Annotated in this window: 18 protein-coding genes and 1 pseudogene; 14 read left to right on the forward strand and 5 right to left on the reverse strand. The window is 60.9% G+C overall.

From position 1 onward, the window contains the following. Positions 1-292: 292 nt before the first annotated feature. Both NJC40_RS01020 and rhlB read left to right on the forward strand, forming a co-directional pair. Entirely contained in the window at positions 293-949 is a 657-nt protein-coding gene (locus NJC40_RS01020) for an alpha/beta hydrolase (protein WP_253140532.1), read from the forward strand. An 84-nt stretch (positions 950-1,033) separates the two neighbouring features. Then, positions 1,034-2,533 carry an ATP-dependent RNA helicase RhlB gene (gene rhlB / locus NJC40_RS01025; protein WP_045482946.1) on the forward strand — a complete coding sequence of 500 codons (1,500 nt, stop codon included), beginning with the start codon at positions 1,034-1,036 and terminating at the stop codon, positions 2,531-2,533. Between the two features lie 202 nt (positions 2,534-2,735). On the opposite strand, the gene moaE is transcribed toward rhlB, so the two are convergent. From moaE to NJC40_RS01050, 5 genes and pseudogenes are all read right to left on the reverse strand, one after another. Continuing rightward, positions 2,736-3,194, reverse strand: a complete 459-nt coding sequence (gene moaE, locus NJC40_RS01030; RefSeq protein WP_253140533.1) for a molybdopterin synthase catalytic subunit MoaE — start codon at positions 3,192-3,194, stop codon at positions 2,736-2,738. Positions 3,195-3,196: 2 nt separating this feature from the next. After that, entirely contained in the window at positions 3,197-3,442 is a 246-nt protein-coding gene (locus tag NJC40_RS01035) for a MoaD/ThiS family protein (protein WP_045482953.1), read from the reverse strand. Beyond that, positions 3,439-3,921, reverse strand: a complete 483-nt coding sequence (gene moaC / locus NJC40_RS01040; protein ID WP_045482955.1) for a cyclic pyranopterin monophosphate synthase MoaC — start codon at positions 3,919-3,921, stop codon at positions 3,439-3,441. The genes NJC40_RS01035 and moaC overlap by 4 nt, the downstream gene beginning before the upstream one ends. A 151-nt stretch (positions 3,922-4,072) precedes the next feature. Continuing rightward, a complete protein-coding gene (locus NJC40_RS01045) occupies positions 4,073-5,467 on the reverse strand; it encodes a PhoH family protein (RefSeq protein ID WP_045482957.1) in 1,395 nt (464 codons plus the stop codon). Positions 5,468-5,971: 504 nt separating this feature from the next. Next, positions 5,972-7,141 (reverse strand): annotated as a pseudogene (locus tag NJC40_RS01050) (polysaccharide deacetylase family protein); the annotation flags it as partial. Between the two features lie 148 nt (positions 7,142-7,289). Here NJC40_RS01050 and yaaA point away from each other — a divergent pair. The 12 genes from yaaA (at position 7,290) to NJC40_RS01110 (ending at position 23,814) form a co-directional block, all read left to right on the forward strand. Further along, complete coding sequence (yaaA, locus tag NJC40_RS01055; RefSeq protein WP_253111789.1) at positions 7,290-8,069, forward strand: peroxide stress protein YaaA; 780 nt, start codon at positions 7,290-7,292, stop codon at positions 8,067-8,069. Between the two features lie 843 nt (positions 8,070-8,912). Continuing rightward, complete coding sequence (locus NJC40_RS01060; RefSeq protein WP_045482961.1) at positions 8,913-10,229, forward strand: nucleotide sugar dehydrogenase; 1,317 nt, start codon at positions 8,913-8,915, stop codon at positions 10,227-10,229. A 124-nt stretch (positions 10,230-10,353) separates the two neighbouring features. Beyond that, a complete protein-coding gene (gene alg8 / locus NJC40_RS01065; RefSeq protein WP_492180454.1) occupies positions 10,354-11,835 on the forward strand; it encodes a mannuronan synthase in 1,482 nt (493 codons plus the stop codon). Between the two features lie 40 nt (positions 11,836-11,875). Further along, positions 11,876-13,048 carry an alginate biosynthesis protein Alg44 gene (locus tag NJC40_RS01070; protein ID WP_045482964.1) on the forward strand — a complete coding sequence of 391 codons (1,173 nt, stop codon included), beginning with the start codon at positions 11,876-11,878 and terminating at the stop codon, positions 13,046-13,048. Between the two features lie 2 nt (positions 13,049-13,050). After that, the gene (gene algK, locus NJC40_RS01075) at positions 13,051-14,490 is read left to right on the forward strand and encodes an alginate biosynthesis TPR repeat lipoprotein AlgK (RefSeq protein ID WP_253140534.1); all 1,440 of its coding nucleotides are present in this window, start codon (positions 13,051-13,053) and stop codon (positions 14,488-14,490) included. Further along, positions 14,487-15,995 (forward strand): alginate export family protein, encoded by a 1,509-nt coding sequence (locus NJC40_RS01080; RefSeq protein WP_253140535.1) that lies wholly within the window; start codon positions 14,487-14,489, stop codon positions 15,993-15,995. The genes algK and NJC40_RS01080 overlap by 4 nt, the downstream gene beginning before the upstream one ends. A gap of 26 nt (positions 15,996-16,021) precedes the next feature. After that, positions 16,022-17,632 (forward strand): mannuronan 5-epimerase AlgG, encoded by a 1,611-nt coding sequence (gene algG / locus NJC40_RS01085; RefSeq protein WP_045482967.1) that lies wholly within the window; start codon positions 16,022-16,024, stop codon positions 17,630-17,632. Between the two features lie 14 nt (positions 17,633-17,646). Then, the gene (locus NJC40_RS01090) at positions 17,647-19,086 is read left to right on the forward strand and encodes an alginate O-acetyltransferase (protein WP_253140670.1); all 1,440 of its coding nucleotides are present in this window, start codon (positions 17,647-17,649) and stop codon (positions 19,084-19,086) included. Between the two features lie 8 nt (positions 19,087-19,094). Next, positions 19,095-20,219, forward strand: a complete 1,125-nt coding sequence (locus NJC40_RS01095) for a mannuronate-specific alginate lyase (protein WP_253140536.1) — start codon at positions 19,095-19,097, stop codon at positions 20,217-20,219. A 161-nt stretch (positions 20,220-20,380) separates the two neighbouring features. After that, the gene (locus tag NJC40_RS01100; protein ID WP_045482971.1) at positions 20,381-21,934 is read left to right on the forward strand and encodes an MBOAT family O-acyltransferase; all 1,554 of its coding nucleotides are present in this window, start codon (positions 20,381-20,383) and stop codon (positions 21,932-21,934) included. A gap of 10 nt (positions 21,935-21,944) precedes the next feature. Beyond that, on the forward strand, positions 21,945-23,117 hold the full coding sequence (locus NJC40_RS01105) for an alginate O-acetyltransferase (RefSeq protein ID WP_045482974.1): 1,173 nt from the start codon (positions 21,945-21,947) through the stop codon (positions 23,115-23,117). Positions 23,118-23,130: 13 nt separating this feature from the next. After that, positions 23,131-23,814, forward strand: coding sequence for an alginate O-acetyltransferase AlgF (locus NJC40_RS01110; protein WP_045482977.1), 684 nt, complete (start codon positions 23,131-23,133; stop codon positions 23,812-23,814). Positions 23,815-23,918 lie beyond the last annotated feature (104 nt).

Raw genomic sequence — 23,918 nt, forward strand, 5'->3', positions numbered from 1 at the left:
GTAGCTGTGCTGCGGAATGAATCTTGCCGACAGTCCTGTAGCTGGGATTGCCGTGCGACGCTCGACGGTAAAGCTAATAGCAAAATAGTGTTACCGGTCGACGTGAGCACTCTGACTCCGCATGATGCATAGCAAACCGCGTACCAGACCGCTCGCCGGGTCGATAAACAAACAGGTCAAGACCAAAAGTTGTAACCTTGCGACATCTTCGTTCAGATTTGACAGACGCTCGCCGCACCACGCACCTATTCAATGCACTTCAAAATGCGGCGCGCACAATTTCGGAGCACACATGACTACACCGCTGATCCTTGAGCCTTCCCGCCAGGCCGATGCCTGCGTCATCTGGTTGCACGGCCTGGGCGCCGACCGGCATGACTTCGAGCCGGTCGCACAGGCGCTGCAAACCACGCTGGGCAGTACCCGTTTCGTGTTACCGCAGGCGCCACACCGCCCCGTTACCATCAACGGCGGTTACCAGATGCCCAGTTGGTACGACATCATTGCCATGAGCCCGGCCCGGGCGATCAGTCACGAAGAGCTGGAAATCTCGGCGCAGACCGTGATGGACCTGATCGAAGCGCAGCGTGACAGCGGCATCGACCCGGCGCGGATCTTCCTGGCCGGTTTCTCGCAAGGCGGCGCGGTCGTGCTGCACACCGCCTATTGCCGCTGGCAGGGGCCGCTGGGCGGTGTTCTGGCGCTTTCGACCTACGCCCCCACCTTCAGCGACGGCATGAGCGTGTCGGCCAGCCAGCAACGGATCCCGGCCTATTGCCTGCACGGTTACCACGATGAGGTGGTGCTCAATGCCATGGGCCGCACCGCCTACGAGTATCTGCAATCACTTGGGGTCGATGCCCAATGGCAGGAATACCCGATGGGCCATCAGGTGTTACCGCAGGAGATTGCCGACATCCAGACCTGGCTGAGCGCAAGACTGGGGTAACACCGCCTGAGGTCTGTTGCCACTACGCCGAGCCAGCAACTTGCTTTACACTGCTCGGCGTACATTCCTTGACCAACTGACGAGATGACCGTGCTCAAAGCACTCAAGAAGATGTTCGGTAAAAGCGAGGCTGAGCCGCTCGCGCCTGTGCCGACAACATCCAGTTCCGCTGCCGTGATCAGCACTGAAAGCCACCCAGCCCGAACTGCCGCGCCGCAGCCGGCCAAGCCCCAGGACAGCACGCAGGCCCCGCCACGCCCGATGCGGGCAGACAAACCCCGTGCAGACAAACCTGCCGAGGACAAGGCAGTGGCGAAGCCGCGCGCCGAACGCCAGCGCCCGGCCCGCAAACCCAAGCCCGTCGACACCTGGAAGCCTGAAGATTTCGTTGTCGAACCTCAGGAGGGCAAGACCCGCTTCCATGACTTCAAGCTCGCCCCGTCGCTGATGCACGCCATTCACGATCTGGGCTTTCCTTATTGCACCCCGATCCAGGCCGGCGTTCTGGGTTATACCCTCAAGGGTCAGGACGCCATTGGTCGGGCCCAGACCGGCACCGGCAAGACCGCAGCCTTTCTGATTTCGACCATTACCCAGTTGCTGCAGACCCCTGCGCCCAAAGAGCGCTACATGGGCGAGCCGCGCGCGCTGATCATCGCCCCGACCCGCGAGCTGGTGGTCCAGATCGCCAAGGACGCTGCAGCGCTGACCCGCTACACCGGGCTGAACGTGATGACCTTCGTCGGCGGGATGGACTTCGACAAGCAGCTCAAGCAGCTCGAATCGCGCTTTTGCGACATTCTGGTCGCCACTCCAGGCCGTCTGCTGGACTTCAATCAGCGTGGCGAAGTGCATCTGGACATGGTCGAAGTCATGGTCCTCGACGAGGCTGACCGCATGCTCGACATGGGTTTCATTCCCCAGGTGCGCCAGATCATCCGCCAGACGCCGCCCAAGAGCGAACGTCAGACCCTGCTGTTTTCGGCCACCTTCACCGATGACGTGATGAACCTGGCCAGGCAGTGGACCACTGACCCGGCGATTGTCGAGATCGAGGCCGAGGGCGTGGCCAATGCCAATGTCGAGCAGCATGTGTATGCGGTGGCTGCGGCCGACAAGTACAAGCTGCTGTACAACCTGGTCAGCGACAATGGCTGGGAGCGGGTGATGGTGTTTGCCAACCGCAAGGATGAGGTACGCCGTATCGAGGAGCGCCTGGTGCGCGATGGCGTGAATGCTGCGCAGTTGTCCGGTGATGTGCCGCAGCACAAGCGGATCAAGACGCTGGAGGGGTTTCGCGAGGGCAAGATTCGTGTGCTGGTCGCCACCGATGTGGCAGGTCGGGGGATTCACATCGACGGTATCAGCCATGTGATCAACTTCACCTTGCCTGAGGTCCCGGATGATTATGTGCACCGTATCGGTCGTACAGGCCGGGCCGGTGCCGAGGGTGTATCGATCAGTTTTGCCGGTGAGGATGATTCGTACCAGTTGCCGGCGATCGAGGAAAAGCTGGGGCGCAAGATCAGTTGCGAGATGCCGCCGACCGAACTGCTGCGGGCAGTGGAGCGTAAGCGCTCCTGAGCTTGTCGCGCAGCAAACACAGAACCCCGTGGGAACTTGGCCTGGGCGGCATTCCGACGAAGAGGCCGGTAAAGTCACTGCATTTGCTGTGAACTTACCACCGTATTCGCGACCAAGGTCGCTCCCACCGGGGGCATAAAGCGCCCAGATTTACAGCTAGCGGACGCCGCCCGGCCGCTCCTGCCGGGCCTGCCAGAGCGCCTTACCCAACCGTATCCCAGCGATCTGCGGCCTGCTGATCGCTGCTACGCCCATCCACCCAGCGCTGCCCTTGCGGCGTGGTTTCGCGTTTCCAGAACGGTGCGCGGGTCTTGAGGTAGTCCATGATGAATTCGCAAGCCTCAAACGCCGCCTGACGGTGGGCGCTGGTGACGCCGACGAAGACGATCGGTTCGCCCGGCTCGAGGTTGCCGACCCGGTGCAGCACTTCAACGCCCAGCAGCGGCCAGCGTTGCCGCGCCTGGTCGACGATCTTGCCCAGCGCCTTTTCAGTCATGCCGGGGTAGTGCTCCAGGAACATCCCGGACACCTCCAGGCCCTCGTTGAAGTCACGTACGTAGCCCACGAAGCTGACCACCGCCCCAACCCCACGATTGGCCGCATGCAACGCGTTGACCTCGGCGCCAGGATCAAAGGTCGCGGCCTGGACACGAACACTCATGTTCAGCCTCCGGTTACCGGTGGAAAGAACGCCAGTTCATCGCCATCCTGAACCGGTTCGGCCAGGGAGCAGAGTTCCTGATTACGGGCGCACATCACCCCCGCTTCGCCCAGCACCTGCCAGACGCCATCACGGGCCAGCAAGTGCTGACGCACGGCATCGAGGCTGGAGAAGTCGCCCGCGAGCTGTTCACTGTCGCGCCCCAGCACCTCACGGTAGCGGGCGAAGTACTGCACGGTCAGGCTCATTGCTCAGACTCCTGATCCGCCACGAAGTGGCCGCTCTTGCCGCCGAGTTTTTCCAGCAGCCGCACCGCCTCGATGACCATGCCGCGGTCCACCGCCTTGCACATGTCATAAATGGTCAGCGCCGCCACACTGGCGGCGGTGAGCGCTTCCATTTCCACCCCGGTCTGCCCGGACAGCTTGCAGCGGCTGGTGATCAGTACCGCGTCCGTACCCTCGGCCTGCAGCTCGACCTTGACGCCGGTCAGCATCAATGGATGGCAGAGAGGGATCAGGTCACTGGTCTTTTTCGCCGCCTGGATACCGGCAATACGCGCAACGGCGAACACATCGCCCTTGGGATGGCCACCGGCGACGATCATTTGCAGGGTCGATGGCAACATGCGCACCCGCGCCTGGGCCACCGCTTCGCGGAAGGTCACCGCCTTGTCGGTCACATCGACCATATTGGCGCGACCTTGGGAATCTAGATGAGTCAGCACAACCTTCACTCCGGAACAGGAGTGAAGATTGTAAACCCAAATGCTGCGACTCATGAGGTAGGAGTGAGCTTGCTCGCGAAAGCAGACAGCGCATTCGTGGCGCCTGCTGAATTCGCGAGCAAGGCGGATCGCCGCCCGCTCGCTCCAACTGCTACAGATGGCTCTCGGCGTACTCGGCGAGGATCGAGCGTGGCACCCCTTGCAGGGTGATGTGCACGCCGTTGGGGAAATCCTTGAAGCGCTCCGTCAGGTAGGTCAGCCCCGAACTGGTGGCCGACAGGTAAGGGGTGTCGATCTGTGCCAGGTTGCCCAGGCAGACCACTTTGGAACCGGCACCGGCACGGGTGATGATGGTCTTGATCTGGTGCGGGGTCAGGTTCTGGCATTCATCGATCAGGATCAGGCTCTGCTGAAAGCTGCGACCACGGATGTAATTGAGGGATTTGAACTGCAGTGGCACTTTGCTAAGGATGTAATCGACGCTGCCATGGGTGTTTTCGTCCTCCATGTGCAAGGCTTCAAGGTTGTCGGTGATGGCGCCCAGCCAGGGTTCCATTTTCTCGGCCTCGGTGCCGGGCAGGAAGCCGATTTCCTGATCCAGGCCCTGCACGCTGCGGGTGGCGATGATGCGCCGGTAGCGCTTGGTGACCATGGTCTGTTCGATGGCGGCGGCCAGGGCCAGGATGGTTTTGCCGGAGCCGGCGGCGCCAGACAGGTTGACCAGGTGAATGTCCGGGTCCAGCAATGCAAACAGCGCCAGGGCCTGGTAGATATCACGTGGTTTGAGGCCCCAGGCTTCCTGATGCAGCAGCGGCTCCTGATGCATGTCGAGGATGATCAGTTCGTCATTCTTGACGCCCTTGACCCAGCCCACGAAGCCTTGCTCATCGATGATGAACTCGTTCATGTGCACTTGCGGCAGGTTTTCGTTCAGTTGTACCCGGTGCCAGGTGCGGCCGTGGTCCTGACGGGTTTCGACCTTGTTGACCCGCTCCCAGAACGAGCCGCTGAGTTCGTGATAGCCGCGTGACAGCAGCGAGACGTCATCGACCAGCTGGTCGGTGCTGTAGTCCTCGGCGGCAATGCCACAGGCGCGCGCCTTGAGGCGCATATTGATGTCTTTGGTGACCAGCACGACCGAGCGGTCCTTGCGACGTGCGTGCAGATCAATCAACTGGTTGATGATGATGTTGTCGTTGAGATGCTCGGGCAGCGGACTGCTGGACTCCTCGCGCTTGCTCATCAGGATCGACAGACTGCCTTTGAAAATACCGGTACCACGGTCGATGGGCACGCCCTTCTCGACATCCTCGGGTGAGGCTTCACCGAGGGTCTTGTCGATCAGGCGAATGGCCTGGCGGCACTCGGCAGCAACCGAATGCTTGCCATCCTTGAGCTTGTCCAGCTCCTCCAGGACGGTCATGGGGATGGCGACGTGATGTTCTTCGAAATTCAGCAGAGCGTTCGGATCATGGATCAATACGTTGGTATCGAGCACGTAAAGGATAGGCTGGTTGTTGGAGGGGCTGCGTCCGTGATCATCCATACTCGCTCACCTTTATAGAAGCCAGGCAGCACGGTCTCAATGGGTCACCGTGCCACGGGAAGGCCGCCGAGCGCTGTCCTTGAGGCAGGACAGCAAGCGCTCAAGGTGGGTCTTGTCTGACGCCACCTGTGTTGCAGGTTTCGGCGGTCTGACTCAGGTAATACCGCAAAACAGATGACAGAAAAAAGTACTTTGACAGTTTTTTGAAATTTATTTCACAGGGTGACCAATAGCGCTTGGCGCAGGGCCATCAGCCCGCTACAGTCGCTAATTGAGTGCATCCGGATCAGCCTCGCTGGCGGGCATCTGCATCTGTCCCGGCTCGATCCGCTGTACCGGCCCGGCACCCGCCGGCCCTGGCTCAGAAGGCGTTGGTTGTTGAGGCTGCGGCTCCTGCGGTGCCTGTGCAGGCTGCTCCTGATCCGTTGGCTGCTCTTCAGACGTCTGCTGCTCTTGCAGTTCCTGCTGCTCTTTGGCCCGCAGCGCTTCCTGCAAATGCCGCTCCTGAGCCTCCAGCGCTTGCTGCTCCTGCTGTTGCGCGTCCTCTGGCGCTCGCTCGATCGTGCGGCAGTCTTCCCAGGTCAGCTCACTCTGTGCGCTATTGGCCAGCAACAATGGCAAGGCCGACTGAGCGCGGTTACCGGTGTCATGGAATACCACCGTGCCTTTGCGCCAGAGCAGCATCAGGGTCTGCACCCGGTCGCTGATCTGCGCCGAATTCAGCCGGCCCAGGTTGTCTTGGGCATCAATGGTCCATAACGAGACCCGCAGATCCTGTGCACGGAAGAACTCGCCGCTGTCCGGGCGTCGATGGCCATAAGGCGGACGAAACAGCGGCACCATGCTGTCGGGCAGAATGCGCTCGACCAGGTCGGCGCTGCGTTGCACCGAACCTTGCCAGTCACGCCACTGGCTATGCGAGCGATACTCCCAGCCCTGAATCCCGACGCATTGCTGGCGATACAGATTTTGCAAGGCAGCGGCCGAACTGCTGTTCAAACGTGCTTGCAAGGGCTTGCCGAGGACAAAGAAGGTGGCGGTCATCTTCTGCTGGCGCATGAAGTCCGCCAGCCAGTCGGTGTCGCCATTGACCGGGCTCGGCCCGCCTTCGAAGTTGAGCATAAAGGACCGGTCAGGCATGTCGTCACCGGTCAGCTCATCGGAGTTGTAGCGGGCGATCTCGCTGCTGGTCTGGGGAAACAGGGCCGCCTTGTAGAGCAACTCGTCGAGATACTGGCGGTGGAACAGTGCGCTCGGTGCCCCCCAGGCGGCATAGAAGGAATCGGGCGCGATGCTGAATTCCTCGGCGCGCTGGCGCAGTTGCTCCATGTCCTGGGCATAGACACAGAAGTTGGCATCGGTGGTGCAACTCACCCGCGCCTGACGAAAATTCTCCAGCAGGCGCACCCACAACCGGTGGCGCAGCAGATTGATCGACGCCATGTTCACGTAGCGCAGCCCCAGACGGGCTTTCAAGGCTTCCTCGTCCTGCTGCTCGCTGAGCCACAAGGCACGCGCGAAACCGAGAATCTCGGCCCGCGAGGCCACATCGAACAGGGCAGGGCTTTCCAGGCGCTCGGGCCAGATGCTGCGATCGATCAGGGCCACATCCGGGACCGCCGCATGAACCTTGACGCCCAACAGACACGCGAAAACTGCCAGAACGATACGCAAACCCTGTGCTCCCTCGATTTTAATGCTGACGGCGATCCAGGCGGCACTATAGCCGATTGAGCGGCAGCGTTAACGGCTATGAACCCTATAGCTGGAGTGATCTGCCATCAGCCCCTAGAATCGGCGCACGATTTAAGGAGTGCCGCCCATGCTGATGGTGATATCCCCAGCCAAGACCCTCGATTTCGAGACCCCGCCCACCACTACCCGTCACACCCTGCCCCAGTATCTGGACCATTCCCAGCAACTGATTACCCAGTTGCGCGAGCTGACGCCCCCGCAGATCGCCGAGCTGATGCATCTGTCGGACAAGCTGGCCGGCCTGAATGCTGCACGTTTTGGCAGCTGGAATCCGGACTTCAACCTGGCCAATGCCAAACAGGCATTGCTGGCGTTCAAAGGCGACGTGTACACCGGCCTGGCTGCCGAGACGCTCAATGAAGCCGGCCTGGACTACGCCCAGCAACACCTGCGCATGCTCTCGGGCCTGTATGGCCTGCTGCGGCCGCTGGACCTGATGCAGCCTTACCGCCTGGAAATGGGCACCCGGCTGGCCAATGCCCGTGGCAAGGACCTGTATGCCTTCTGGGGCACCCGGATCAGTGAGTGGCTGAATCAGGCGCTGGCCGATCAGGGCGACGACCTGCTGCTCAACCTGGCGTCCACCGAATACTTCTCGGCGGTCAAGCGCAGCGCCCTGCAGGCACGGGTCATTGATACCGAGTTCAAGGACTTCAAGAACGGCCAGTACAAGATCATCAGTTTCTACGCAAAAAAAGCACGCGGCATGATGAGCCGTTTTGTCATTGATGAACGCATCCAGTCGCCTGAAGCACTTCAGGGGTTTGATGTGCAGGGTTACTACTACAGTGCCGAACAGTCCACGGCTAATAAGCTGGTGTTCCTTCGTGACGCACCTGCCGACTGATTGATGCCCTGCTGACACCTCCTGCTTCCCGGCCCGGTAAGGCAGATAGCCATTACCGGGGCCGCGGCTGTCAAGTTCCTGCAATAAACCGCCGGATAAGTGGCGCCTGAAAAATGGCAAAAGGGTCTATGATTCTTTTACTTCTTCACGCTTATCGAAAAAAAATCATTTTTTTAGCCGATGGCCTGTGGCCTTAGATGGTTAATGGCCACTAACCATCAAACTAGCTGAAACGCTTAACTTTAAAGGACCGGGCCGGGGGCAGCCATCATTTTGCAACTACCCGGCTAGTTGACCAACTTTGAAAATTTGCTGAAAACGGGACGAGTGGCCCGGAACTATTTCATGCCACTCAGGTTCCTACATCCCGTAACGATTCAGGCCCACCATGTAGGTAATAACTTACAGCGACACGGAGAGCGACAGGGGTTACCACAACGTAGTTTGATCACTGGGATGATCAAGGCTGTCGGTATCGAATCAATACATAGACTTATAACGTCAGACAGGAAAGACATTGAGCCGAACGCTTCAGACAGGACGAGACAGGATGGCGAGGCCCTGGCCCCGCAGTGTTGCTGATCTTACGGGCTGATGAAGGCGGTTCAGTAAGTGGTACATGACTCCCAGAGCAAACCCCTGCCCTCACGGACAGGCTATTTGCCACGTGTACCTGGCGTCAATTGAGTCGGCCCTCCCTGTATTTGGCTACTCATTAAATTAAACATGCCTGCGTTAGTTAAGTGACTTGTTATAAGTCACCGCTGCCGACGTAGGGAATCTGCTGGCCCGCGTTTCATACCCAGCAACTTTTAGTTAGGCGTTACAATCGAGGAGAGTGCGATGCGTATCAGCATTTTTGGTTTGGGTTATGTCGGTGCTGTGTGTGCCGGATGCCTTTCTGCACGGGGTCATGACGTTGTCGGTGTAGATATCTCTGCCGAGAAGATTGCCCTGATCAATAACGGTAAGTCGCCCATCGTCGAGCCCGGTCTGGGCGAGTTGCTGGAACAAGGTATCCGGACCGGCAAACTGCGCGGAACCACTGACTTCTCCGAAGCCATCCGCAGTACTGACCTGTCGATGATCTGTGTCGGGACGCCCAGCAAGAAGAACGGTGACCTGGAACTTGATTACATCGAATCGGTGTGCCGCGAGATCGGTTACGTCCTGCGCGAAAAAAACTCGCGCCACACGGTAGTGGTGCGCAGCACCGTACTGCCAGGCACGGTCGCCAATGTGGTGATCCCGATCCTGGAAGATTGCTCGGGCAAGAAGGCCGGCGTCGATTTCGGCGTGGCGGTCAACCCGGAATTCCTGCGCGAAAGCACCGCAATCAATGACTATGACCAACCGCCAATGACCGTCATCGGCGAGTTCGACAAAGCCTCCGGGGACGTGCTGCAGTCGCTGTACGAAGAGCTGGATGCGCCGGTGATCCGCAAGGACATCGCGGTCGCCGAGATGATCAAGTACACCTGCAACGTGTGGCACGCCACCAAGGTGACCTTCGCCAACGAGATCGGCAACATCGCCAAGGCGGTCGGCGTCGATGGTCGTGAAGTGATGGAAGTGGTCTGCCAGGACAAGACCCTGAACCTGTCGCAGTACTACCTGCGTCCGGGCTTCGCCTTCGGCGGCTCGTGCCTGCCCAAGGACGTCCGCGCCCTGACCTACCGTGCCGGCAGCCTGGACGTCGAAGCGCCGCTGCTCAACTCGCTGATGCGCAGTAACGTCTCGCAGGTCCAGAACGCCTTTGACATCGTTGCCAGCCACGACACCCGCAAGGTTGGCCTGCTGGGGCTGAGCTTCAAGGCCGGCACCGACGATCTGCGTGAAAGCCCGCTGGTGGAACTGGCCGAGATGCTGATTGGCAAGGGCTTCGAGCTGAGCATCTACGACAGCAACGTCGAGTATGCCCGCGTCCATGGTGCCAACAAAGACTACATCGAATCGAAGATCCCCCACGTCTCCTCGCTGCTCAACGCGGACTTCGACAAGGTCATCAACGACTCGGACATCATCATTTTGGGTAACCGTGATGAGCGCTTCCGCGCGCTGGCCGACAAAGCGCCGGAAGGCAAGCGGGTGGTCGATCTGGTGGGCTTCATGTCCAAACCGACCACTGAAAACGGCCGCGCCGAAGGCATTTGCTGGTAAGCGCCGCAGTAAGTTTTAAGCGGCAAGCTTCAAGCTGTCAGCCGCTGGCCCAAGTCCGGAACCTGATGTTCCTGACCTGTGGCTTGCAGCTGACAGCTTGCAACTAATCCGAAGGATGCTTCTGATGGACAGGCTTAAAAACGGCCTTTTGCAGGCTGCCGGTTGGCTGTTTTACCTGACTTTGCTGGGTGCGCTGGTGACTGCGCTGCCAACCAGCATCTTCGACTCGCAGTCGAAGAACTTCATTTTCCTCATCGGTATCGTCGGTATCTGGCGCTATTCGATGGGCGCCACGCACTTTGTGCGCGGCATGCTGTTTCTCTACGTCGTCTACCCACGACTGCGCCGCAAAATGCGCAAGCTGGGCGAGCAAGCCAACCCTTCCCACGTGTTTCTGATGGTCACCAGTTTTCGGATCGATGCCAGCACCACCGCCCAGGTGTATAGCTCGGTCATTCAGGAAGCCATCGACTGCGGGCTGCCGACCACCGTGGTCTGCTCGCTGGTCGAGCTGTCTGACGAGCTACTGGTCAAAAGTCTCTGGGAACGCCTCAATCCACCGGAGCGGGTCAGCCTGGATTTCGTCCGGATTCCCGGCACCGGCAAACGTGACGGCCTGGCCTACGGCTTTCGTGCCATCTCCCGGCACATGCCCGATGACCGTGCGGTGGTGGCAGTGATCGACGGCGATACCGTACTCAACAAAGGCGTGGTGAAAAAGACCGTGCCGTGGTTTCACCTGTTTCCCAATGTCGGTGGCCTGACCACCAACGAATTCTGCGAAGTGCTCGGCGGCTACGTGATGAGCGAGTGGCACAAGCTGCGCTTCGCCCAGCGGCACATCAACATGTGCTCGATGGCCCTGTCCAAGCGGGTACTGACCATGACCGGACGGATGTCGGTGTTCCGCGCCAGCGTGGTTACCGACCCGGAATTTATTGCCGACGTCGAGGCCGACTCGCTGCACCACTGGCGGCTGGGCACCTTCCGCTTTTTGACTGGCGACGATAAATCCAGCTGGTTCAGCCTGATGCGCCTGGGTTACGACACTTTTTATGTGCCCGACGCCGCCATCAATACCGTGGAGCACCCGCCAGAGAAAAGCTTCCTGAAAGCCAGCCGCAAGCTGATGTACCGCTGGTACGGCAATAACCTGCGGCAGAACTCCCGCGCCCTGGGGCTGGGCGTGCGACGCCTGGGCATCTTCACCAGCATCGTGCTGTTTGACCAGCGCGTGTCGATGTGGACCTCGATTCTGGGCCTGACCGTGGCGATCATCGCCAGCTTCAAATACGGCGGCGCGTTCCTGCTGATGTACCTGCTCTGGATCGGTATTACCCGCCTGATCCTGACCCTGTTGCTGGTCTGCTCGGGGCACCGGATCGGCCCGGCCTACCCGATCATTCTCTATTACAACCAGATCGTCGGCGCCCTGATGAAGATCTACGTGTTCTTCCGCCTGGATCGTCAGTCCTGGACCCGCCAGGACACCAAACTCAGCCGCGACATGGCCAGCTTCCAAGGCTGGTTCAACACCTGGTCGTCCCGAACCATGACCTTTTCAGCCGGCAGCATTTTTTTCGCTGTGTTGCTGACCATGGTCTGACCGGGCCTCTGAATCAATCGATCAATCAGGAAAACTCACCATGAATACCGCCGTGAACGCCAATGTCGTGCATGAATCCGAAGCCCAGCGCCAGCACGCCCGAGTCAAGCTGCCGGCCAAACTGCGCCTGCTCAACGGGGCGCCCAACGCGCCGCTGGTCAAGGTCGAAGACCTCAGTGCCGGCGGCCTGAGCTACATCGCCCCGAACCCGCAAGCCTTGCGCGTCGGCGAAGTGATCAAGGCGCGCATGCAGTTTCTGGTCGACAACCTGGGCCTGGCCATGGACGTCGAGTTGCTGATCCAGTCGATCAACCCCACCACCGGCCGGGTCGGTGCGCAGTTCCAGAACCTTGAGCCGCAGGACATCGCCACCCTGCGCCACCTGATTACCTCGCACCTGGCCGGCGACATCGTCAGCGTTGGCGAAGTACTGGCCACCCTGCAACGCGATAACTTCACCCGGCCGCGCAAGAACAAGGCCGGCGAAGGCGGCATGGGCTTCTTCGGACGGCTGCGCGCCGTGACCTTCAGCCTGGGGATTTTCATTGTCGGCCTGGGTGCGTTCGGTTTCATTCTCAAAACCGTTTACGGCCTGTACTTCGTCAGCCACGCTTCGGCCGGCCTTGTCACCGTACCGAGCCTGGACGTGACCATGCCTCGTGAAGGCACGCTGCAAAGCCTGGTGCAGGTCAACCACGAGGCCGAGAAAGGCGCACCACTGGCCTCGTTCAACACCAACATGCTGGAGATGCTCAAGGGCGGCCTGGCCGGTGAAGACCTGCAACCGGCGAAGATTGAAGAGCTGTACGGCAAGCAACTGAGCGGCACCCTGACCAGCCCGTGCGACTGCGTTGTGGCTCGCCAACTGGTAGCCGACGGCCAATATGCCGCCAAGGGCCAGGTGATCTTCCAACTGGTGCCACGTAACACCCCGGCCACTGTTGAAGCCCGCTTCACCTATCGCCAGTTCCGTGACGTCAAGCCCGGCACCCAGGTCAGCTTCCAGATCGCCGGCGAAGATCAGGTGCGCACCGGCCGGGTGGTCAGCAGCGCCAACCTGACCAATAACGACCTGTCGACCGACATTCGCGTGCAAATCAAGCCTGACGAGTCGCTGAGCAGCGCCTTCATCGGCCGTCCGGTGGAAGTGGTCAGTGATCGCGGCCCATCGATGAACTGGCTGATCGATAAAGCCGTGGCTGCAGGTCTGTAATCATGAACCGTCCGCTTCGACGCTCGTCGATCTCCCCGCTGCTGTCCGTGACCACATTGGGCCAGGCTGTTGCTCTGGGACTGGCTGTGACCCTGGCTGGCTGCGCCGGCCTGCCCGATCAGCGCCTGGCCAATGAAGCCATGCAGAACGGCGATACTGCCCTGGCGGAGCGCAATTACCGGCAACTGGCCGAGCTGGGCTACAGCGATGCCCAGGTCGGTCTGGCCGACATTCAGGTGGCCAGCGGTGACCCGGCCCGCCTCAAGGAGGCCGAGGCCACCTACCGGGCTGCGGCGGCCACTTCGCCACGCGCCCAGTCACGCCTGGGCCGGCTGCTGGCCGCCAAGCCCGACGCCACCGATGCTGAACGCAAAGAAGCCCAAGGGCTGCTGCAAAAAGCTTTCGCCAGTGGCGAGTCTGGCAGCCTGTTGGCGCTGGCCATGCTTTACCTGCAATACCCGCACAGCTTCCCTGAGGTCAACGCCCAGCAGCAGATCAGCCAGTGGCGCAGCATGGGCTATGCCGAAGCCGGCCTGGCACAGATCGTTCTGTACCGCACCCAAGGCACCTACGAGCAGCATCTGGATGAAGTCGAGAGCATCTGCAAACAGGCGCTGGCCAGCACCGACATGTGCTACGTCGAACTGGCCACGGTCTACCAGACCCGTGGCCAGGCCGACCAGCAAAAAGCCCTGCTCGACCAGCTCAGAAGTGCCTACTCGGCCGGCCGTGTCGACGCCCAGCGCGTCGACAGCGTAGCCCGGGTACTGGGCGATGCGCAGGTCGGCAGCCCTGATCCGCAAACCGCCCAGCAATTGCTCGAAGGCATCGCGCCGGGCTACCCGGTGTCATGGGTCACCCTGGCCAAGCTGCTCTACGACTTCCCGGAGCTGGGCGACGTCGACAAGATGATGGAGTACCTGGACAACGGCCGCGCCGCCGACCAGCCGCGCGCCGAACTGCTGCTGGGCCGACTCTACTACGAAGGTAAATGGGTGCCGGCTGACGCGAAGAAAGCCGAGCAGCACTTGAGCAAGGCCAGTGCCAGCGAACTGTCTGCCCACTACTACCTGGGCCAGCTGTACCGCCGTGGCTATCTCGGTCAGGTCTACCCGCAAAAAGCCGTGGATGAACTGCTGCTCGCCGCCCGTGGCGGGCAGGCCAGCGCGGACTTCGCCCTGGCGCAGCTGTTTTCCCAGGGCCGCGGCATCAAGCCTGACCTGGTCAATGCCTGGGTCTTCAGCCAACTGGCCAAGACCCACAATCCGACCCCGCAGGCCGATGAACTGGCCCAGCAGATCAACCCACAACTGTCACCCGCACAACTCGCCGCTGCCCAGCAGCTGTTGCAACGCGAGCAAAAAGCCCGGGGCGCGACCGCCAGCCAGAACGCGCTGGTCCTGCAGACCCTGCAAAAAGACGACGGTGAGGAAGCACTATGAAGCTGAACCCTTTGATGGCCGCTGGCATGGGCCTTGGTTTCACCCTGCTGTGGGCCTGCCCGACGCTGGCCGCCATGACTGAAGAAAAAAACTTCGGCCTGGAAGCGAAGATCACCGCGCAAAGCGAAGATGACCGCGACCTGGGCACCCGCTCCGGCGGTGACGTCAAGGGTATCGGCCTGGACCTGCGCCCCTGGGTATACGGCGAGCGCGGCAACTGGAGCGGCTACGCCATGGGCCAGGTGGTCACCGCCACCGATACCATCCAGACCGACCCGCTGGAACAGACCACCATCGACAGCAATGGCCAGAGCGGCACGCAGATCTCCCGCGGTAACGCCAGCGAACGTGAAGTCGACAAGACCTACGCCGCGCTGCGTGAATTCTGGATCGGCTACAGCGGCTTCACCCCCTACCCCGGGGAAGTACTCAAATTCGGCCGCCAGCGCCTGCGCAACGCTGATGGCCAGTGGCACGACACCAATATCGAAGCGCTGAACTGGACCTTCGACACCACCCTGCTGCGTGCCGAACTGGGTGCCGCTCAGCGTTTCAGCGAGTACCGCACCGACCTCACCGAACTGGCGCCGGAAGACGAAGACCGTCAGCACCTGTTCGGCTCGGCCAGCTATCAATGGACGCCAGGCCACTGGGCCGGCATCCGCGCCCACCACAGCCATGAAGACGGCAAGCTCAAGCGCAGCGGCGAAGTGCTCGACGATCTGGACAAGACCGCCAATGGCGACCTGACCTGGGTCGGCCTGAACGTCGACAGCGATGCCTATAACCATCGCAATACCCACACCGTCAATTACTGGGGCAGCCTGACCTGGCTGACCGGTAACCGCGACCAGATCGGCGCCAACTACGACAACACCACCGACCAGTATCTGGCCGGCGACAAGACCGGGCGTAACGTCAATGGCTGGGCGACTGACCTGGGCATCCGCCTGCGTCTGGACCCGCAATGGCAAGTGGGCGCCGCGTACTCGCGCGCCAGCAAGGATTACGAACAGAACGGCCTGGAGAGCAACCGCTCGAACTGGACCGGCACCCGCTCGCGCGTGCACCGCTTCGGTGAAGCCTTCCAGGGTGAAATGGCCAACGTCGAAAGCGCTTCGCTGTTCGCCTCCTGGCAGTTCAACGAGGAGTACGACGCCTCGCTGATCTACCACAAGTTCCGCCGCGTCGATGGCAACGCCGGCATCGGTGGCGCCGGGATCAACCCGACCCGTGAAGTGATCGATGCCAGCGGCATCCCGACCAATACCTTCAGCTCCCTGCCGCTGGAAGACGGCCGTAAGGATCTGGGTCAGGAGATGGACCTGGTGGTCACCAAGTACTTCAAACAAGGCCTGCTGCCGGCAGCGTTGAGCCAGTCGTTCGATGAGCCGTCGGCGCTGGTGCGCCTGCGCGCCGGGGTGTTCAAGCCGGGTGATGCCTATCACGACCAGGTCGACAGCTACATGCATCGCGCCATTGTCGATGTCATCTGGCGCTTCTGAAGCGACGGCCCAAGGAGTGCGATGAAATGAATCGTCAGATCAACAACGCCAGGCCGCGCCATTGGCCGCATACCCTGCTCGAAAGCGCAGTGCTGGGCAGCGCCTTGCTGGTGGCCAGTGCCGCACTGGCCAACACCCCGGTGGTCAGCGAACCGGCCAAGTCGGTGGTCAAGGAGCTGCAACAGGCCAAGACCTACACCATCACCAGCCCACCGGCCGAGCCACTGGCGATGCAGACCCCCGAGCTGCCCGACCTGTCCGGCTACACCACCGAGGCTGCGCTGCAAAAGATCGACCGCAGCGCCAAAGGCAAGGTGCGTGTGACGCGGATGATGGATGAAGAAACCGGCATGAAGGAGTTCGTCGGCGGCGACAACAAGATGGCCGAGTGGGTGGCGCGCCAGCGCGGTATTCCGCAGATCATCGTGGTCGAGAACGGCTATGCCAGCCTGCAGGACGTCGCCCGCCAGGTGCCCAAACAGATGCTCAGCGAAGTGTCGCCCGGCGTATTCATCGCCCGCGTGCCGATTCTGGTCAAGCAAACCGGCAGCCTGGAAATCGACAAGCGCACCACCGAACTGCGCCTGTCTCAGGAGCGCGGCGCGTTTCTGGTCAACGAAGGCAAGCTGCTGATCGCCAATACCCAGGTCAACGGCTGGAGCGAGACCCGCAACGGCCATTCCACGTGGCGCAAGGCCGGCGAATTCCGCCCGTTCCTGCTTAGCTGGGGCGGCTCGCAGACCTGGATCGCCAGCAGCAAGATGGCCAGCCTGGGTTATGACCAGAGCAAGTCTTACGGTGTGAGTATTTCCCAGTACACGCCCAATGCGGCCAAGGTGCTTAACCGCCCCGAGCCGACCGGCTGGATCATTGACTCGGAATTCTCGGACCTGTGGTACGGCTTCTACTGCTATGAAACCGAAAACTTCGTGATCAAGGGCAGCACCTACCGCGACAACATCGTCTACGGCATCGACCCGCACGACCGCTCGCACGGGCTGATCATCGCCGAGAACACCGTGTACGGAACCAAGAAGAAGCACGGGATCATCATCTCCCGCGAGGTGGACAACAGCTTCATCTTTCGCAACAAGAGCTACGATAACAAGCTCTCCGGCGTGGTCCTGGACCGTAACAGCGTCGGCAATATCGTCGCCTTCAACGAGATTTACCAGAACCACACCGACGGCATCACCCTGTACGAGAGCGGCAACAACCTGTTGTGGGGCAATCGGGTGGTGGCCAACCGTCGCCACGGTATCCGGGTGCGTAACAGCACCAACATCAAGCTCTACGACAACCTTGCCCTGGGCAATGGCCTGATGGGCGTCTACGGCCACATCAAGGACTTGAACGACACCGACCGCGACATCGACCTGGACCCGTTCGACGCCGAAGTTTCGCTGATCGTGGTCGGCGGCCAGCTGGCCAGCAACGGTTCCGGCCCGCTGGCAATCGACTCGCCGCTGAGCGTCGAACTCTACAACGTGGCCATGCTGGCACCGACCAAAAGCAATGGCATCACCTTCAACGGCGTACTGGGCGAGAACCAGGAGCAGATCCTCGATCTGCTGGTGCGCCAGAAACGCGCCGTACTGATCGATCCCGTCGAAAGCCAGAGCGAGCTGCGCCCATGAGCCGAGAGACTTCCATGCATAGCCACCTGATCAAATGGCTGGGCCTGTCCAGCCTGACCCTGGGCCTGATGGCCGCTACCAGCGCTGCGCGTGCCGATGACAGCCAGGCGCCGGACTTCACTGCCGAGCCGTGCTGCCAACTGTGCCCGGCCGCCCATGATGCCAGTAACTACACCACCCGCTATCAGCAGAACTTCACCACCCTGATTCAGGCTGAGGGCGACTGGCTGTTCCGTACCAAAGAAGACCTGCGCACCGAGTTCGACACCACGCCGGCCGGCTATAAGCGCCTGCAAGAACTGCAACGCGCCTTCAAGCGCAAGGGCATCGACCTGGTGGTGGTCTATCAGCCAACCCGTGGCATGGTCGACCGTAACAAGCTGCTGCCGCAGGACCGCGCCAAATACGACTACGACACCGCGCTGAAGAATTACCAGGCGATGCTCGGCCGCTTCAGCAAGATGGGTTACTGGGTTCCGGACCTGAGCCCGCTGACCAGTGAAACCCAAGACCAGGATTTCTACTTCCGTGGTGACCAACACTGGACCCCTTACGGCGCCCAGCGCACCGCCAAGGTGGTGGCCGAGACGGTGAAGCAGATCCCGGGCTTCGACGAGATTCCCAAGCGCGAATTCGAAAGCCACAAGTCCGGGCGCATGGGCAAGACCGGCACCCTGCACAACATGGCCGGCCAGCTGTGTGGCACCAGCTATGCGATCCAGTACATGGACCAGTTCGCCACTGAGCCCAAGGGCGAAGCCGGTGACGGCGACCTGTTCGGTGACTCGGGTAACCCGAAGATCACCCTGGTCGGCACCAGCCACAGCGGCAAGAACTACAACTTCGGCGGTTTCCTGCAGGAATACATCGGTGCCGACGTGCTCAACGTGGCCTTCCCCGGTGGCGGCCTGGAAGGCGCGATGATCCAGTATCTGGGCAGCGAAGACTTCCACAACAATCCGCCGAAAATCATCGTCTGGGAATTCTCGCCACTGTATCGCCTGGACCAGGACAGTATCTGGCGGCAGATGTTTGCCCTACTTGATGACGGCTGCGATGCCAAGCCTGCGGTGCTCAGCGCCGAAACCAGCCTCAAGCCCGGCAACAACGAAGTGCTGGTCAACGGCAAGAACGGCATCAAGGACATTCGCAACTCGGCCAACCGGGTCGACATCCAGTTTGAAGACACGTCGGTAAAAACCCTCAAGGCGCGCCTGTGGTACATGAACGGCCGCCATGAAGACCTGAAGATCGAAAAACCGGAAACCGCCGACACTGATGGACGCTTCGCCTTCGACCTGCGCGAAGACGAAGACTGGGCCAGCCAGCAACTGCTGGCCCTGGAAATCGAAGGACCCGAAGCAGGTAGTGAGCCACAGAAAGTCAAAGCCCAGGTGTGCAAACGCAATGCATTGCCAGGTACCCAACAGCATTCTGCGCAAGCCGGATTATGAGGTGACTTATGCAGATATCCCGACCTGTCCGCCCCGCCCTGCTGTCGCTGGCCATCCTGGCCGCGACCGCCTGGAGCGGCGCGGCTGCGGCAGCAGCGCCGCTGATTCCGCCCCAGGGTTACTCGGCCCCTATCGAGAAGATGAAAACCGGCGATCACAACTTCAGTTGTGCCGCCATCCCGCAGCCGTACACCGGTGCGTTGGTGTTTCGCAGCAAATACGAGGGCTCCGACAAGGCCCGTGCAACCCTTAACGAAGCCGCTGAAAAAGCCTTTCGTAACGCCACCCAGGACATCACCGACCTGGAGCGCGGGGTGAGCAAGGTGGTCATGCAATACATGCGTGACGGCCGCCCCGAGCAGCTTGATTGCGCGCTCAACATCCTGACCACCTGGGCCCGCGCCGGTGCGCTTGAGTCGCAGGAGTTCAACCATACCGGCAAGTCGATGCGCAAATGGGCGCTGGGCAGCATGTCGGCGGCGTACCTGCGGCTGAAGTTCTCCGACTCGCGGCCGCTGGCCAACCATCAGCAGCAGGCCCAGGAAATCGAAGCCTGGTTCAGCAAGCTCGGTGACCTGGTGATCAGCGACTGGAGCAACCTGCCGCTGGAAAAAATCAACAACCACTCGTACTGGGCCGCCTGGTCAGTCATGGCCACCGCCGTGGCGACCAACCGCCGCGACCTGTTCGACTGGGCCGTCAAAGAGTTCCGGGTCGCCGCCAATCAGGTCAGCCCGGAAGGTTTCCTGCCCAATGAAATGAAACGTCGCCAACGCGCGCTGGCTTATCACAACTACGCCCTGCCGCCGCTGGCGATGGTCGCCAGTTTCGCCCGCGCCAATGGTGTGGACCTGCGCCAGGAAAACAACGCGGCGTTGCAGCGCCTGGCCCAACGGGTGCTTGAAGGGGTACGCGACCCGGACGAGTTTGCCGACCGTGGTGGCGAGAAGCAGGACATGACGGATCTGAAAAAAGATCCGAAATTCGCCTGGCTGGAACCGTACTGCAGCCTCTACACCTGTGATGCCCAGGTGCTGGAGGAAAAGCACGAAAAGCAGCCGTTCAAGACCTTCCGCCTGGGCGGGGACCTGACCCGGGTCTATGACCCTAATCACGACCGTGACAACCAGTGATTTGGTAACACCGTAGGAGCGGCTTGAGCCGCGAATGATTCACAGCGAATTTCGCGGCTCAAGCCGCTCCTACAGATAGCAATGCGATGTCCCTCCTGTTTTTCATGGGGGGGTTTGGGGGGGCATTGGCCCTTATTGCCGGACTGACGGAGTAAAGACGGATGGTGTTTTCATCCAACGTGTTCCTGTTCCTGTTCTTGCCGATCTTCCTCGGCTTGTACTACGTGAGCGGGCAACGCTACCGCAACCTGCTGTTGCTGATCGCCAGCTACATTTTCTACGCCTGGTGGCGTATCGACTTCCTGAGCCTGTTCATCGCCGTTACGGTGTGGAACTACTGGATCGGCCTGAAGGTGGGCGCCGCCGGGGTACGGACCAAGACGGCGCAGCGCTGGCTGCTGTTGGGGGTGGCGGTCGACCTGTGCATCCTGGGCTACTTCAAGTACGCCAACTTCGGTGTCGACAGCCTCAACGCCATCATGACGTCCATGGGCCTGGAGCCGTTCATCCTGACCCACGTACTGTTGCCGATCGGTATCTCGTTCTACATCTTCGAGTCCATCAGCTACATCATCGACGTCTACCGGGGTGACACACCGGCGACCCGTAACCTGATCGACTTTGCCGCGTTCGTAGCGATCTTCCCGCACCTGATCGCCGGTCCCGTACTGCGTTTTCGTGACCTGGCCGACCAGTTCAACAACCGCACCCACACCCTGGACAAGTTCTCCGAAGGCTGCACGCGGTTCATGCAGGGCTTCATCAAGAAGGTGTTCATCGCCGACACCCTGGCCGTGGTCGCCGACCATTGCTTCGCGCTGGAGAACCCCAGCACCGGTGATGCGTGGCTGGGTGCGCTGGCCTATACCGCACAGCTGTACTTCGACTTCTCCGGCTACAGCGACATGGCCATCGGCCTGGGCCTGATGATGGGCTTTCGCTTCATGGAGAACTTCAAACAGCCGTACATCAGCCAGTCGATCACCGAATTCTGGCGGCGCTGGCACATCAGCCTGTCGACCTGGCTGCGCGACTACCTGTACATCACCCTGGGCGGCAACCGCGGCGGCAAGATCGCCACCTACCGCAACCTGTTCCTGACCATGCTGCTTGGCGGCCTGTGGCACGGCGCAAACATCACCTACGTGATCTGGGGCGCCTGGCACGGCATCTGGCTGGCCATCGAGAAAGCCGTGGGCATCAACACCAAGCCTTACAGCTTCAACGTGATCCGCTGGGCGTTCACCTTCCTGCTGGTGGTCATCGGCTGGGTGATCTTCCGTGCCGAGAACCTGCACGTGGCGACCCGTATGTACAGCGCGATGTTCAGCTTCAGCGACTGGCAGTTGTCGGAACTGACCCGCGCCAACCTGACCGGTCTGCAGATCGCAACCATGGTGCTGGCTTACGCGACCCTGGCGTTCTTTGGCCTGCGCGACTTCTACAGCGACCGGCCGGCCAAACAAGGCAAAGCCAAGGCCGACGGCCCGGCCACTGACCAGCCTGGCACCATCAAGGCGGTCCCGGGCGATGCCGCTGGCAGCATCCATGAGCCGGGCTTCACCGTGGGCCGCGAAGCCAATGTGCAGGCGGCCTACTGGCAGGCTGACTGGCCACGCTACGCCATGCGCGTGCTGGTGTTGCTGCTGTTCATCGCATCGATCCTGAAACTGTCGGCGCAGAGTTTCTCGCCGTTCCTGTACTTCCAGTTCTGAGGAGCCTGACATGACCCGTTCATTACGCATCCTCTACATCGCGGTATTCATGAGCCTGCTGATCGTGCTGGGGCTCTGGTCGCTGGGCAGTTTCGCCAGCTTCACCAAGACCCCACAGCAGACGGTACTCAACGGACGCTGGACCAAGGCGGTGGAAACTCATTACGACGATGAGTTTCCGATCAAGCGCCTGAGCACCAACTTGTGGGCGGCGCTGGACTACAAGCTGTTCAACGAGGGCCGCCCAGGTGTAGTCCTGGGTGAGGACCAGTGGCTGTTCACCGATGAAGAGTTTGACGCCATCGCCGGCGGCGAAAAGAACCTGGCCGACAACCTGGCACTGGTTCGCGGTGTGCAAGACACCCTGAACAAACAGGACGTGAAGCTGGTGCTGGCGATCATTCCGGCCAAGACCCGTCTGTACCCGGAGCACATCGGTGAACACACCCCGGCGCGCCTGCATGCCGATCTGTACCAGCGCTTCCATCAACAGGTCGCCCAGGCCGGCATTCTTGCCCCTGACCTGCTGCAACCGCTCAAGGACGCCAAGCAGCGTGGCCAAGTATTCCTGCGCACCGACACCCACTGGACCCCGCTGGGTGCCGAAGTCGCCGCGCAGCAACTGGGCATGGCCATTGACCGCCAGGTGCAACTCAATGGTGAGCAGACCTTCGTCACCGCTGAGCAAGGCACTGCCGAGTACAAGGGCGACCTGACCAACTTCCTGCCGCTCGATCCGCTGTTCAGCAACCTGCTGCCCAAACCCGATGCCCTGCAAAAGCGCAACACCGAAGCAGTCGGCGGTGCCAGTGAAGGTGACGAGGCGCTGTTCGCCGACAGCGAAATCCCGGTGGGCCTGGTCGGCACCAGCTACAGCGCCAACCCGAACTGGAACTTCCTGGGGGCACTCAAGCAGGCGCTGCGCAGTGATGTCGTCAACTACGCCGAAGACGGTCACGGCCCGGTGCTGCCGATGCTCAAGTACCTGCAGACCGAAGAATTCAAAAACAACGCACCACAAGTGGTGATCTGGGAATTCCCCGAGCGCTACCTGCCGGTACACAACGACCTGGGTGAATTCGATGCCAACTGGATCGCCCAACTGAAAAAGCCGCAAGCCAGCCAGGACAACCTGGCACAGAACACCCAACCATCCGAGTCGCCCGAGCGGGCGCAAAACTGAGAGGACTGCCCTTATGACCTTGAAGACCACTGCCAATCGTTCGGCCAACACCACCCTGATCAAGCGCTGCGCGCTGGCCATGAGCCTGAGCCTGGGACTGGGCATCGCCGCACTGCCGGTGCAGGCCGCCGGTGACGCCGCCCTGTACGGCCCGACCGCCCCGAAAGGCTCGACCTTCGTGCGGGTCTATAACGCCAGCAACAGCGAAGTCAGCGCCAGCGTCGGCAACACGGCGCTCAATGACGTCGCGCCGCTGGGCAGCACTGCATTCAGCTTCATGCCAGGCGGCGACTACACCGCCAAACTCGGCAGCCAGAGCGTCCCGGTGAAGCTGGCCAGCGATCATTACTACACCCTGGTCAATCACGCCAACGGCAAACCGCAACTGGTCGAGGAAGCGCCGTTCAAGAACAAGCAGAAGTCTCTGGTGCGCCTGCAAAACCTCAGCGACCAGCCACTGACCCTGAAAACCGCCGACGGCAAGACCGACGTGGTCAAGAGCGTCGCGGCCAAGGGCACTGGCGAGCGTGAAATCAACCCGGTGAAGGTCAGCCTGGCGCTGTACAACGGCGACAAAAAAGTCTCTGACGTCAAACCGGTGGCCCTGGAGCGCGGTGAGGCAGCGGTGCTGTACGTCACCGGCAGTGGCAGCAGCCTGTCGCCGGTGTGGGTCAAGCCACCGGTTGAAACTCGCTAACCCGATTGCTGCCCCGGCTCTTGCCGGGGCTCTGGAACAACAACAAGACGCAAGAATGGCAGTACCCGTACAGCCCCTATTGAATACTTCGGAGATGCAGAAAA

This window comes from Pseudomonas sp. 21LCFQ02 (assembly GCF_024129895.2).
GTDB lineage: Bacteria > Pseudomonadota > Gammaproteobacteria > Pseudomonadales > Pseudomonadaceae > Aquipseudomonas.